10 protein-coding genes and 1 tRNA gene are annotated in these 14,401 nt (G+C 38.9%); 2 read left to right on the top strand and 9 right to left on the bottom strand.

Annotated elements, in window-relative coordinates; genetic code table 11:
• Positions 1–21: 21 nt before the first annotated feature.
• From G622_RS0104585 to G622_RS0104565, 5 genes are all read right to left on the bottom strand, one after another.
• Complete coding sequence (locus tag G622_RS0104585; RefSeq protein WP_044957111.1) at positions 22–291, bottom strand: PqqD family protein; 270 nt, start codon at positions 289–291, stop codon at positions 22–24.
• A gap of 4 nt (positions 292–295) precedes the next feature.
• Positions 296–1,699 carry a sugar transferase gene (locus G622_RS0104580; RefSeq protein WP_026509713.1) on the bottom strand — a complete coding sequence of 468 codons (1,404 nt, stop codon included), beginning with the start codon at positions 1,697–1,699 and terminating at the stop codon, positions 296–298.
• Between the two features lie 5 nt (positions 1,700–1,704).
• Complete coding sequence (gene pssE, locus G622_RS0104575) at positions 1,705–2,193, bottom strand: PssE/Cps14G family polysaccharide biosynthesis glycosyltransferase (protein WP_026509712.1); 489 nt, start codon at positions 2,191–2,193, stop codon at positions 1,705–1,707.
• A 26-nt stretch (positions 2,194–2,219) separates the two neighbouring features.
• Positions 2,220–2,687 (bottom strand): PssD/Cps14F family polysaccharide biosynthesis glycosyltransferase, encoded by a 468-nt coding sequence (pssD, locus tag G622_RS0104570; protein ID WP_026509711.1) that lies wholly within the window; start codon positions 2,685–2,687, stop codon positions 2,220–2,222.
• Positions 2,688–3,263: 576 nt separating this feature from the next.
• Positions 3,264–3,337, bottom strand: a tRNA-Met gene (locus G622_RS0104565).
• A gap of 277 nt (positions 3,338–3,614) precedes the next feature.
• Between G622_RS0104565 and G622_RS0104560 the strand changes: the two genes are divergently transcribed.
• Together G622_RS0104560 and G622_RS0104555 are read left to right on the top strand one after the other, a co-directional pair.
• Positions 3,615–4,751 carry a GGDEF domain-containing protein gene (locus G622_RS0104560; RefSeq protein ID WP_026509710.1) on the top strand — a complete coding sequence of 379 codons (1,137 nt, stop codon included), beginning with the start codon at positions 3,615–3,617 and terminating at the stop codon, positions 4,749–4,751.
• A 148-nt stretch (positions 4,752–4,899) separates the two neighbouring features.
• A complete protein-coding gene (locus G622_RS0104555) occupies positions 4,900–5,937 on the top strand; it encodes a M42 family metallopeptidase (RefSeq protein WP_026509709.1) in 1,038 nt (345 codons plus the stop codon).
• An 87-nt stretch (positions 5,938–6,024) separates the two neighbouring features.
• Here the strand turns inward: G622_RS0104555 and G622_RS0104550 are convergent, their stop codons facing one another.
• From G622_RS0104550 to G622_RS0104535, 4 genes are all read right to left on the bottom strand, one after another.
• A complete protein-coding gene (locus tag G622_RS0104550) occupies positions 6,025–9,099 on the bottom strand; it encodes an AMP-binding protein (RefSeq protein ID WP_026509708.1) in 3,075 nt (1,024 codons plus the stop codon).
• 19 nt (positions 9,100–9,118) lie between these two features.
• Positions 9,119–9,670, bottom strand: coding sequence for a hypothetical protein (locus tag G622_RS0104545; RefSeq protein WP_026509707.1), 552 nt, complete (start codon positions 9,668–9,670; stop codon positions 9,119–9,121).
• Between the two features lie 76 nt (positions 9,671–9,746).
• Positions 9,747–11,657, bottom strand: coding sequence for a class I adenylate-forming enzyme family protein (locus G622_RS0104540; RefSeq protein ID WP_026509706.1), 1,911 nt, complete (start codon positions 11,655–11,657; stop codon positions 9,747–9,749).
• A gap of 14 nt (positions 11,658–11,671) precedes the next feature.
• Positions 11,672–14,386, bottom strand: a complete 2,715-nt coding sequence (locus tag G622_RS0104535) for a class I adenylate-forming enzyme family protein (protein WP_155831415.1) — start codon at positions 14,384–14,386, stop codon at positions 11,672–11,674.
• Between the last annotated feature and the right edge of the window lie 15 nt (positions 14,387–14,401).

Below are 14,401 nucleotides of genomic sequence, written 5' to 3'. Positions count from 1 at the left end.
CTCCATAATCAGCTTCATCATTTAAATAAATTCAAATTCCTTCAGCTTCCCCAAAAACTCGTCAACAGACTTCTCACATTCCTCTTCAGATACCTCATATTCAGAAAGAAGCTTTTTAATAATCTCATCAACGGTAATCTCGTCCTGAATCATATCCCAGATATCATTTCCGGAGCCCTTGATCATGAAGTACTTTCCTGATTCAAAATCTATCATTACTTTTTCCCCGGAAAGATCGGTGACGTTCAGTTTCTTCTTTAATACAACGCGCTCATTTCTATCGATTTTCATAACCTCAATATGCTCCCTTTCTTGTAACTAAAACCCTTATAGTCTTCAAAATTATTTTTAAATCCAATAACAAACTCCAGTTGTCGATGTAGTTAAGGTCAAACTCCACTACTTTATCAAAGCTTGTTATGTCATTTCTCCCATTAACCTGCCACATACCGGTTATTCCCGGCTTTATGCTGATACGTCTCCATTGCGATCTTCTGTATTGTGATACTTCATCGACAGTCGGAGGTCTTGTGCCGACTATACTCATTTCTCCTTTAAGGACATTGAAGAACTGTGGAAGTTCATCGATGCTTGTCTTGCGGATAAATTTACCGACTCTGGTAACTCTTGGATCGTCCCTTAAAACGAACATTACTCCATCCATTTCATTCTTATCCAAAAGATCTTTTTTCATGCTTTCAGCATTTTCACACATACTTCTGAATTTGTAGATATCAAAGCTTCTGCCGTTCTGTCCAACCCTTTGCTGCTTAAAAAGAACAGGTCCTGGTGAATCAAGTTTTATTGCTATTGCAGTAACGATCATAATCGGCGATGTAATTATGATTCCTACAAGACTTATGAATATATCAACCGCCCGCTTTACAAACTGCTCATAAACATTGAGCGTAACCGTATGATATGTAATGAGCGGATAGGTTCCAACAGAACTCACATAACTGTTTGGTCGACTCATGAGGCGTCCGCCCCTGACATCCATAATCACCTTGACGGTAACTCCCATCTCAAGACATATATCTATATATTGCTGAATACTTTCAAGATTATCGTTTTCATGTAGCATGAAGTATATGTTATCAAGCTCATACTTGCGGATTATGTTTTCCAGATCCGAAAGATTTCCAAGTACATTGAATACCTTCTGTTCAAGAGTTCCTCTCTTAAGAATGTATCCTACATTATCAAGCTTCATACTGGTTTTGTTCAAATAGTAATTGAACCTCTCATACTCCTCAAAAACGCCTACAAAGGCAGATCTTGGAGCCTGCTTGTCTGATGTCGACATCTGCGCAAATCTGCTGACAAGCATATTCAGACAGATAGCCACATACATCATCAGAAGAAAATGCAAATGAAATCTCCTTGCACCGAGGCCCGGATTATATAAATACATAAAAACGATAGTTGTAATTGACGCTATAAGCCAAGATTTACTAAGAAGTTTCCAAAAACGATCCAAGTAAAAGAAAAGTGTTACATTGTATATTCTGGCTTCTTTATTTGCCAGAATATATACCACTCCAAAAACAATAACAAGTGCAAAGCACTTAAGGTAAGTTGTTTCCCTTAGATAATTCCCATATAAAGCCTTTTCAATAGCATAGACAACATACACGAGTAGGATGTCTACTATCATTTGGGCAACATTCGTATTAGCCCCTCTGTTACTACGATTCATTACCTTTAACCTTTATCAAACATCTCCATGAAGTGAAGAATCTTCTCCTCCACATTTCCACCCTTAACTTCGTAAGGTTGGAAATTATAAGACCTTGCTTTTTCTATATAATTTGCCAGTTCATCTATATCAGTACAGCTAAGTACCGATCCCTTATTAGAGAAAGCCTCAGCTATCTGAGTCTGATGATCATCAACATGTTCCCCGAACTTTGCAAGTCTCGGAACAACTATTACCGGTTTATCTGCTTTAATACCTGTTATTATTGTCCCAACTCCTGCATGAGTTATCAGCATGCTGCAATTCTTAATGTTATCATCATACTCATTGGTATCCATGAATTCTGAATACCTGCAGTTCTTAGGCTTATAAGTTGATGAGCCAATCTGAAGATAAAATTCCTCCTTCACTGCTCTACTGCCTGCAAGCTCATCAACGGCCTTCACTAATCTGTTCATCTGAAATTTTTGCGTTCCAAGTGTTACAAAAATCAAGATCTTTGCCTCCTAGATGCAATCTATCAGAACATTTCGCCTCCAAGCATTGATTTAGGATAGCTCTCAAGCATATCTTCCCACTGAACCATAAAAAGATCCGCCATATTGTAAACAAGCCTTCCTGTCAATGATGGATTATTCACTCTTGCAAAGGATTCTATGTAGATAACCTTGATCCCCATCAGCTTACCTATAACACAGAACGGATATGCAATCAGTGCCCCGGTTGTTATAACAAAATCAGGTTTCTCCTTAAGCAGTATCTGTGTTGCTCTTATAAACAACCAGATAAACTTTGGAAAGAAAAGTACTTGCTTCCTGTCCATTTTGGGCAGCAGGTATTTCTTTTCACAGAAATTCTTAAGCTCAAAATCACTTTTCTCAGTGATCAGAAAGCTGTCATACTTTTTTTCAATACCCTTAAGCTTGGATATCTCTTCGAGATGTCCGCCTGAAGATGCAACAAACGCTACTTTGTTCTTGCCATTCATTTAGTTTTTCCCCCTCATATTGCATGAATTATTTATAGTTTCTTTATGGTAAATTTATAATTCTAACAATATTGTTACAAATATACACCTTCCACAATAAAAAAATCTATCAAATTAGTAAGAAATAATTTTTTTCGACTTTTTAGACAAATCTCAGACCGTAGATTTTAGATGAATTAGTGCAATTTGTATAGTAATTTGTAAATAACAAAAAGCCGGAAAACGCAATATTTCAAAATGTTTTCCGACTTCAAAGTGAATTAAAATTCTTATGTTGATATCGATATGTAGGTGGTGCCGAACATTACATTTCTTAAATAAATCTTAATAAATAGATTCTATCATCAAGTTTATTTAATTAAAATTGGCAATTCTATCAAATTTGAAATATTTTTTTCTATGATTTTGTCAGTTATGTAATTAAATTTCACGCAAAGGGTCACTTATCCCCCGGAAACTACTTACCAGCTGTTTAGTATTATATTTTGCTTTGTCCAACAAATGTCCAACACAAACTCTAAAGAAATATATAAAAAAATAAAGCATAGGTCATTAACCTATGCTTTATTTTTTTAGTAGCGAGAGGGGGATTCGAACCCTCGACACCGCGGGTATGAACCGCGTGCTCTAGCCAACTGAGCTATCTCGCCATATTATGATGTTTATTTGTTTCGGTCTCTCGCCGGCCGACTTGATTAGTATATATCGACATGCATTTTATGTCAACAACTTTTTTAAATTTTTTTTCAAAATTTTTTTAGAAAATTTTTAATGTTTTTTTCCTATAGTTTTTTATCTTTTTGTATGCAATTTATTGACATGTAATGATTGTAATTTTACCATTAAATAGAACACAAATCATTGATTAATCGTTGGGAAATGCTTTAATACACAGATTTCTAAGCAAACTGTAAGGATATACTAACTATGGTAAATGTCGCTTCAGTTCTATCCTCAAATATAGTCGGTTTCCTACTTATGACGGTACTTCTTTTTAGCAGGGGCTGGCGTATACAGACCAAGAATTCCGAGAGTTTGATTATATTGATAATGATTCTCTCTGTTATCGTGGGTTGTTTCGTAGATCCGATAGCATTCTATTCTGATGGTAAGCCTGGGAAACTCTCATATTTCCTGGTTCATGGTTCAAATACTATTCTTTTTAGCTTAAATGTGATAATCGGTCCTGCATACATCATACTGATAGTGCGTCACATTCATGAAAAATTAAGCCAAAAGCAGGTGCTATTGGTTGCCACTCTCTGCATCTCAGAGTCAATTATTCTGATAACTAATATATTCACACCTATTATTTATTATGTCGATGAGAATAATGTATATCACAGATTGTTCTTATATTGGTTCTATGTGGTGGTTGAGTTGTTCTTCTTATTATATGGTCTTTTTGTATATGTTTCTGCGAGAAGAAAAGGCCATTATTTAAGATTTTTTCCTGCATGGCAGTTTATTTTCCCGATTCTGGCCGGAATGTTTATCCAATCATTTTGTTACGGTACATCTCTAATATGGCCCTGTGTAGGTGTTGCAATTTGCTGCATTACAGTTTCACTGCAAAATGAAAGCATATATTGTGATAAGCTGACCGGAGCCTTTAACCGTTTTTATATACCCGAATTGGAAAAATCCATGTCGAAAGGCGATGGCAGATTTGGCGCTTTGATGCTTGATATGAATGGTTTCAAACAGATAAACGACCAATACTCTCACTCAGACGGTGACAGAGCCCTTATAGCCATGGCAGAAATACTGGCCGGTGTAGTCGGTGACGACGGCGTTATAATTCGTTTTGCCGGTGATGAATTTATAATTATCCTGGATGCCTATTCACTGGAATATGTTCAAACAATAAAAGAATCTATTCTTAAGGCAATCGATGATTTCAATGCTTCAAAAAAGCTCCCCTTTGAAATCTCAGCCTCCATTGGTGGCTCCATTTTCAATGCAAAAAATGACACTGAGGAATCATTTATTCGCAAGATTGATGAGCTGATGTATGAGGATAAAGCAAAATACTACGCCAATCATAATCGCAGAACCCATTAAGCCATTTCAATATTTCACTCTACCACCTGATAAATCTTGCTTTTAACACACAATATCATTATGATAAAAATTGAGCCAAAAGGTCATATGTGATCATTTATCACAGGGCTTTTCGGCTTTACTATTTTATAAGGCGAGGAATATTACTATGAGCTATGAATTAAATGAAAAAAGATTTCTTGATGAACTTGAAAAGGAGCTGGCAATTGATTCCGTAACAGGTCAGTATCATGAACTTCAGGATTATCTTGTTAAAGAGATTGAGGATCTTGGATTCAAAACTACCACCCTGCATAAAGGTGGCATAATTGCTGACATCGGAGGCGAAGGCAATCCGCTTCTCATCACTGCACACGGTGATACCATAGGCATGATGGTCCGCCATATAAATGGCGATGGAACTATCAAAGTATGCAAGGTTGGTGGTCTTTATGCATACCATACTGAGCGTGAAAATGTCCGCGTCCACACCCGCAGCGGCAAGGTTTTCACAGGTTGCGTGCAAAGAAAAAACGCTTCAGTACATGTAACCGAAAATGAACTCAATGAAGAAGTAGCAAATTTTGATACAAATTCTTTTGTGGTACTCGATGAAGACGTTTCATCTGCTGATGATGTAAGAAAGCTCGGAATTGATATTGGCGACTATGTAGCAATTGAACCCAGATTTACATATTCAAACGGTTACATTAAATCTCATTATATTGATGACAAAGCTCTGGTAGCACTTCTTATGGAATTACTTGCAGACGTTAAAGAAGGGAAAATAAAGCTCAATCGTAAAGTATATCTCTATATCTCATTCTATGAAGAAATCGGTCACGGCGGATCCTTCATTCCTGATGATGTAAAAGATTTCCTTGCAATAGACATTGCCTGCATCGGTCCTGAGCAGACAAGCTCAGAGCACAAGGTTTCTGTATTCTGCAAGGACAGCCGTTTTCCTTATAATCTTGATATGACCAGAGAACTTGAGGAGGCAGGAAAAAAAGCAGGTGCTGACTATGTGCCCGACATCTTCACTCCTCACTATGGAACCGATGCTGATCCCGCACTTGTAGCAGGTTATGATATCAGACATGCTGCCATAGGCCCCGGCACAAGAGCAAGCCATGGTTACGAGAGAACTCACATTGATGGAATCAAAAACACATATAAACTTCTGGCTCAATATGTAAGTGAGTAATTCATTGATTCAAAATACTAATTTTAAACAGACTCGACCAGGTTCGAAAGAGCCTCGTCGAGTCTGTTCAAACATATTATTATTTCTTCACTCTTCAAAATCATGATCTATCCATTTTCTTCCATTGGAAAGACCCGAAATTCGGTTGCCATATTTTAGTACATCCTTCTTGACACTTTCCGGAATTTCAACCGACTTAAAGATATCTTTCATATTGATATCAGGCATGAACATTTTCCAGGGTTTGAACGGATCAAAGCCATTAAAGAAGTTGTTACCTGATGCTGTATCCTTTTTATCCGATGTCGAATCCGCATTAAATATATCAAAAATATTATAGGCCGAATTATTCTCCATCCCGGCAGGAATTGTGCCTGCTGTAAAGCTGTTTGTCTTTTCAACATGCTCGCACTTTATGTCGATAAGCTTTTTCCCATCTAAGACAGGAACCAGATTGTATGCATCACCTGCAAGTCTCTCGCGGGTAATGCGGTAGATATCAAGTTTTCCATTGGCATTTATCGGAATATCATCAACTATCATAAATTGTGTTGGCAGATTTTTAGGCTCAATCTTCTTATCTTTCACATAGACATCCTTGAAAGCTTTAAGTATGTTACTAACAGCATCTTCTCCCTTCTTTGCAGGAACTACATATAATACCGGCACGGTGTCATGAATTCTCTTATCCATAACCGGAACTACTGCGCATCTGTCAATTGCTTTGTGCTCAGCCATATTCATATCCACTAAGCCCGAATCGAACTCTTTTCCGCTATTATTGACAAAGTACTTATCTACTCTTCCGGCAAAGGAAATGCTACCGTCCTCATTTACCCGAACAAGATCATGCGTACATAAAAAGTCCTTGCCATCAATCTTTGTATACTCAAATAGCTTAACATTATCGAGTTCATTTTCACAATGCCCCTGTGAAAGCATATACAGCACTCCAGTACGTGGACCATCCTCGACTTTATAAAACTCTCCGTCTTTTTCATCTTTTATACGTACTTCTTCACTGTTTTCAACATATCCCAGAATATCTTCTTTATTCTCTTTCGGAGCAAAGATCTGCTTTCCTCCGGTCTCAGAAGTACCATATGCTGATGTAATACTGTATTTAAATCCATGTTTCCTGAAAAATTCAGTATACTTTTCCATCTTTTCAGGAGAGATATATCCTCCTGACATTCCAACTACCTTCAGTGACGAGAAATCCACATCATCGATATCCGTTCGGTCAAGCCACTTATCAACCATGAATCCCGTTGTCATAAGGACGCTTACATTGTAATAGTCTATAGCTCGTATAAACTTAGGATGCATGAATCCGAAGTATGTAACAATAATCCTTTCACCTGCTGCAAAGCCTGAACATAGCTGCGCGGAAAGAGCCATTACAGAACTAAAATCAAACAGTTGAAGAATAGTAATGGGCTTTCCATCATCTTTTCCCTCGATAAACGAACGAAAGCCCTTAGGTATCACAGACACGCCTTCATTAAAGGCCTTATCAGTAAATGGTAATGGTTTTCTTGTTCCCATGGTTGTACCGGAGGTATGCGCAATAAATGCCACTCTGTCCCCTTCAGACTCATCAAGCTTTATATTCTCATCCTGATACTTCTCCAAAAGGTCATTCATGAAAACTGCACCATTTGTGCGCCTTAGCATATGATAATTAAGCTCATTGTAGGTCAGTTCTGCAGGCCCTACTGTAGGTCCGCCCATTAGAGAATGCATATAGATCACATTACGGATTCCTAATTTTTCTTTTATCTTTTCAATTTCCTCTCTGATTTCCGGAGTCACCATGATATCAGCTATTATAATATCTGTGATTTTTTCTTTCTCGATCATGGTTTTCCACATTCCCCCGGGCAGGAAATCAGGATATGAAAAAAGCGAAACCTCAGCACCTGTCATATTAAGGCCAAACAATGCAAAAACAGTTTCAGCAGAAATCACACCGCAAAGTGCTGCTCTTGAATTGTTTTCCGCGCAGATATCCAGTGCAGAGTATACCCTTGCATAGTTCTCCCATTCCTCAAACATCTGCTCATAGGTGTATTCTCTGGTACAGTCCACTAAAGCAGTACGCAAAAGTATCTTCTCATCATATGCAGTCCTCTCTTTGATACTTTTCCATACCTTCATGTTATTGAATTCGCCGGATGCTATCCGTTTAATGTTTTCTGCTCTCTTATTATCCATTGCCGAATCATTTTTTCGGCTGTCACGTCTTATATCAGCCTGCTGTTCAAACCATGCAAGCATCTTATCAGTCACTTCAAGACTCCTTGGATGCTCAGGGTTTGTAATAGGAAAAATATGCTGAAGCTCTTCATTTCCCAAATAAACAAGCTTTGAAGTTCTACCGCGCTTCTTCAATGCCTGATTAAATTTAATGGAGTAGTTATTAAATGTATCTCCGCAGCTCGTTATAAGAAATGCAGGCGGAAGATTCTGAATTATTTCAGGATGCTCAATATTCATGTATTTGAGGAATTTCTCATCATTACGCCTATCCCCATATATCAACTCCTGAAGAGTCTTATTGGTATAAAACATTCCGGATATATAGCCAACAGCAGCATATACCATTCTTGAAGGCTTATGTCCAATGGCATTTTGCAGTTTTTCAGAGCCATGCATCGCAGTGACATACGCCGCAAGATAAGCACCTGCACTGTCAGCCACCATGAAAATTCTGCTAAAATCCACATCATAATCAACCAGCATTTGGCCGACTCTATCGAGTCCTGCACATACATCATCAAGCTGCTCACAGAGAATAGCCTTTGGTACAAGTCTGTATTCCAGTGAAAACACGAGGTATCCCTTATGCGCAAGCAACCGGCAATAAGGTCTTTCAAGGCTTCTGTCACCCATAAAAAGGCCGCCTCCGTGAATTGCAATAATAACGGGAAGCTCTTTGCCACCATCATCCTTTGGTTTGAAAATATCCATAGCAAGAGCAACTTCATCCCTGTTTACATATGCCACGTTAAGAGTTTCCTCAACATCATCATATATAACAGGTTCTTTTGCCCCGAACATAGCCATGCTCTTTTGCAGGTCCATACTCTGTAAGCGTTCGAGCATTGCTCTGGTAATTTCTCTTTTCACTTTTCTTCCGAAACTATCATTTTTATTCATAGAGAGCCCTCCTGGAAAATCATTTCTTCTGTTCAGGTATGGAACCCAGAACAAAATCAAGCACCTTCTGAAGTTTTTCAAGATTCTCAGGAGACATATCCATCTGCATCAGCTTTTTTAAAAGTTCAGGAGGGATAGTAATGCTTCCAAGCTTAAACCCTTCCTGCTGCCCCGCAGCCACTTCGGAAGCTTCCTGCACACCACCTGTATTAGCCTCACCATTCATTTTCATCACGTTCATTAAGCCCTGTAAAAACTGCATCTGCATCATAGACATATTCTGCATAAACTGCATTTGCATCATAAAGGACTGCTGTATTCCCTTCATGGGATTCATCATATTCATGGGGTTCATCATGTTCGTGGGATTCATCATGTTCATGGGATTCATCATGTTCATGGGATTCATAAAATTCATGGGATTCATCATGTTCATAGGATTTGCCATGTTCATGGAATTCATCATGTTCATGGGATTTGCCATATTCATACCTGATGAATTTGCTCCGGTATCATTTACTTCCATGAAACAGTTTTTACCATTTTGATCATTGCCAAAGAAATCAAACATGCTATTTTCTCCTTGTCTAAAATGTACCGACACGATTAGTTCGTAATCCTGCCCGGTCTAAAATAATCGATGTCACTTATCCGTTAAACAGCTCGTACAGGTTAAATGCTGATCTTCCCTCCATTCCCTCCGGAAGTGTACCTGCTGTTATGCTTATCGCTTTTGGATCATGCTTTGTCTCAATATCAATCAGCTTATCACCATCTCTTACAGGAACTATGTCATAGGCATCTCCCTTAAGTCTTTCCCGAGTAATCCTGTAAATATCTATTTTTCCATTAGCATTACAGGGTATATCATCTACCAGGATAAACTGAGTCGGTAATACACTTTTCTTAATCAGGTCTTCCTCGATAAAAGCATGCATCAGAGCTTTTCTTACCATTCCTGCTGCGTTCCTGCAGTTCTTTTCCGGAACAATATATAAAACCGGAACAGTATCATGTATGCGCTTGTCAAGCACCGGTACAATGGCGCTCATCTCAACACCTTTGAACTTTGAAATTGCAATCTCAACGATACCTGCATCAAAATGAACTCCGTCATTGTTTACAAAAAATCTGTCCGCACGACCTGCATAGGATACACTGCCATTTTCATTGACCCTGACAAGATCGTTTGAACACAAGAAGTTTCTGCCATCTATCACCGTATATTTAAAAAGTTCCACACCATCCAGAACATTCATACAAAGGGAATCTGAAGCAATGTACATCACCCCTGTCCTTACCCCATCATCTACAGTGTAGAATTTATTATCATCCACATCCTTGAACCTGAAATTCTCTTTCGGCTTTGGAAATCCCAATATATCTTCCATAGAGCCCTCTGGTACCGAAAGCTGAGCGCCACCGGTTTCCGACATACCGTATCCTCTCGCGATATTGCCGTAGTAGCCATGCTTTCTCAAAAACTTATAATATTTCTTCAGCTTATCTACTGGCAGATAGGATCCACCACATGAAAAAATTCTAAGGGATGAAAAAGCATTATTCTTCAGATCAGGTTGTCTTATCCAGTTATCTACCATAAAGCCTGACGTAAATAGCACATTGATCTTGTAATAATCAACAGCTCTTACAAACTTGGGATGCATGAAACCAAAAAATGTCAGCACTATACAATCAGCGGCCGCAAAGGTTGAGTTGACGACTCCACACATGCACAGATATGAGCTGAAATCAAAACTGGGAATTAGTCTGTACTGTTCGATACTCTTAGTATCTCCTCCCATCACATGAAAGCCCATCCCGAAATTCGATGAAGTTATATTCACGGATTTTTCGGTATAAGGAAGTGGTTTCCTTGTTCCCTTGGTTGTACCGGAGGTGTGTGTAATAATAGCTAAATGATCCGGATTCCCTGTTCCATACTTAATCGGATTTAACGGATAACTCTTAAGTAGATCCTCCATGAATACAGTACCGGGAGTTCTCTTTAGCCTGTGATAATTGACTTCGTTATAAGTAAGCTCAGCCGGTCCGACACAAGGTCCTCCAAGTTTTGAATGCAGTAATATAATATTTCTTACACCCATCTCATCCTTAACGGCTTCTATCTCAGGCCACATTTCCGGTGAAATCATGATATCTGAAAGTATCAGATCTGTGATCTTTTCTTTTTCCACCATGGTTTTCCACTGTCCATGCGGCAGAAAATCGGGATATGAAAGCATCGATACGCTGGCTCCCGTCATATTAAGTCCATAAAATGCAAAGAGCGGTTCAGCTGATATCGTCCCTGCAATGCCCACACGAGAAGCATTTTCCTCTGTAATATCGAGAGCGGAAAAAACTCTTGCATATCTTTCCCACTCTGCAAACATCTGCTTATATGTGTACTTTCTCGTGCAGTCTATAATAGCCGTCCTAAGAAGCAGTTCAGGATTCCATGAAACTTTCTCTATCAGGTAACTGTATATACTCTGCTCATTTATGCTTCCATCTTCTATTCTTTTATTTATTTGCTTAAGCCTATCTTCGCTCATTCTAAAACCTTATGTTACTCACCTTTTTTATTAGTTTTCGCGGTAGAAGTTTTTGTAGTTTTTGCTCTCGTTGATGTTTTAACCGGAGTCTTCTTTGTTTTAGTCTCTTTCTTTGCCTCCTCTTTGGGTATTTCCGAATCATCTGATGTTGTCACACTATCAGAGACATCAACCTTATCTTCTTTAGCTTCTGTCTCCTTCTCCTGCGATGCATCATCAGAGTTATCCGCAGAATATGTGCCTTCAGTCATATTCTTCATTGCCTCATAGAACCGGTTTGTCATCTTTAAATTTTCTTCGTACATTTTCTGCATTGCATCAATGGAAATCTGATTCATTCTTGTCATGTATCCCATCATCTCTTCCATCTGCTTTAGCATCATAGGTCCCATATTCTGAGTCATATTCATTGTTTTACCCTGGAAAAATGGCATCATGTTCAGATATCCCTGCATCATATTTTGAAAAGCAGGCATCATATTCTGACACCCGGGCATCATGCTCTGGAATCCCTGCATCATGTTCTGCCAATTCGACATCATATTTTGGAAATTCGGCATCATGTTCTGGAAATTCGGCATCATGTTCTGGAAATTCGGCATCATGTTCTGGAAATTCGGCATCATGTTCTGTGCTCCCGGCATCATGTTTTGGAAGCCTTGCATCATGTTTTGGAAGTCAGGCATCATTCCCGGGAAAAATGGCATAACGCACTGCGAACCTCCCATCTTACCCATCATGTTATTCATCATCTGCATTCCCATCCGATTCATGCTGTTAAAACTTTCAAATGCTTTTTTTGCTGAACTCATATTGGTATTTTCCTGCCTTTCTTCATTTTCATTGAACGATACTTTACTAAACGGGATAGAACTCTTCATTTCTTTCGAGATATTATCAAATACTTCTTTTATCATGTCCGCTTTGCCTTCTTTATAAGGCTTTAACTTAAAATCAGTGATATGCTTAAATTTTTTCACATTGTCGACTGTGAAAACTTCACCCTCTACTTCGCCTCTCCCAATTTTATATAAATCTATCTTTCCATTTCCGTTTCTTGGAAGGCTCTCAGTGATCATAACCCTGAAGGGGATGTAGTCTTCGGGAAGCGTCTTTTCAACCACAAAGACCTGCCTCAAAGCATTTTTGATAGTATCTTTTGCATCCATCTCTCCCCTAAGGGTTTGCACACAAAGCATTGGCATATTGTCATGTAGCGTCTTGACATATATCGGAACCACGCAGCAGTTTTCAATGCCGGACTGCCTTGCTATCTCTGTTTCCACTCGCCCGGATTCATATTTTCTTCCCTCATCATTTATAAAGTACCGGTTGGCTCTCCCAAGAAAAGTTACTTTTCCATCATCGTCAATCCTCACAAAATCGTTTGTACAAATATACGGTCTGTCATCTATATACTCTGCTTTAAGTATCTCTTTATCATTGATCCTGGTTGTTGCAACAAACGGTGCCCAAAGGTACATCACGCCCTCTGAAGATCTGCTCTCTTCCGGAAGGAACCGGTCTTTTTCCTCATCATAGAGCCTTACGCTTACACCCGGAAGCGGATATCCTATAGACTCATCATCAAGATCCGGTAACGAGAGACAGCACGCTCCACAAAGCTCTGAGATTCCATATCCGTTTAGAATTGTGATATCTCCAGCACCATGCTCCTGTAAAAATTTGTAAAACCTTTTCTTGTCGGCCGCTGATACTGATGATCCACCAATAGCCACAAACTCTAGACTTGAGAAATCAAGCCCCTTACTTTCAGGCATTTTCATCCATCTCTCAAACATCGCACTTATCGTAAACAGAAAAGATATCTTATACTTGGGAATAGCTTTATAGAACCATGGATTCAGAACTCCACAGGGCACCATAACAACAGCAGCTCCCATGGCAAAAGGAAGATGAACCTGATCCACTATCCCATATGCATTGCTAAGATCCACTATGACAGCCGTAACCAGATCTTCCTCGGGAAGCTTTAGATTTTCCATCTCAAAGAAACTTGATACAGCAGCGTTAAAAGCAAAGTCTGAAAGAACGATTGGCTTACCCACACCGTTTGTGGTCCCCGATGTGTGCAGAATAAAAGCCTCATTATCACTGTCTTCCAAGTCATAGCTAACAGGTGTGTTTCCATAAGCCGCAAGAAGCTCATCCATGCAGATAGGAGCAAAACCTCCCTTTATCTGCATATATTTCATTTCCTGTGCAACAGATATAAAAGAATTGACCGTAACTCCACTTATAGGAGTATGCAGTATGATTACATTATTTATTCCAAGTTCATTCCTATGGATCAAAAGATCATTTATGAGATTGACCTGAGCTAAATCATCTGTGATTATGAAGTCAGTAAGCATCTCACTTTTTATGGTGTCCATTATCTTATGTGGGAAGAAAGCATTATAAGATGGCACAATTGAAACAGCTGCCCCTGTCATATCAAGGCCATATACAGCAAAAATTACTTCCGCACTTGTTGTTCCCAAAATGCCAACTCTTGATTTATTGGCTTTAGTCATACCCAGATGAGAAAACACTGCAGCATAACGCTCCCACTCTCTGAACATCTGTCCATACGTATACGTTAAATCTCCATCATATATCGCCACAGTGCTCAGATTCTTAAGCGAAATCCCATTCACATCCCGGATAAATTTCCAGGCTTTCTGATTTCTGTTTACTCCGCGCCTCGCTTCAATTGATGAATTCATATATGCCTCGCTCAA

It is taken from the genome of Butyrivibrio sp. LC3010 (assembly GCF_000424385.1).
In the GTDB taxonomy this organism is placed as follows: Bacteria; Bacillota; Clostridia; order Lachnospirales; family Lachnospiraceae; genus Butyrivibrio.
The sequence above is the reverse complement of the archived record's forward strand: the minus strand, read 5'-3'. Positions and strand labels throughout refer to the sequence as shown.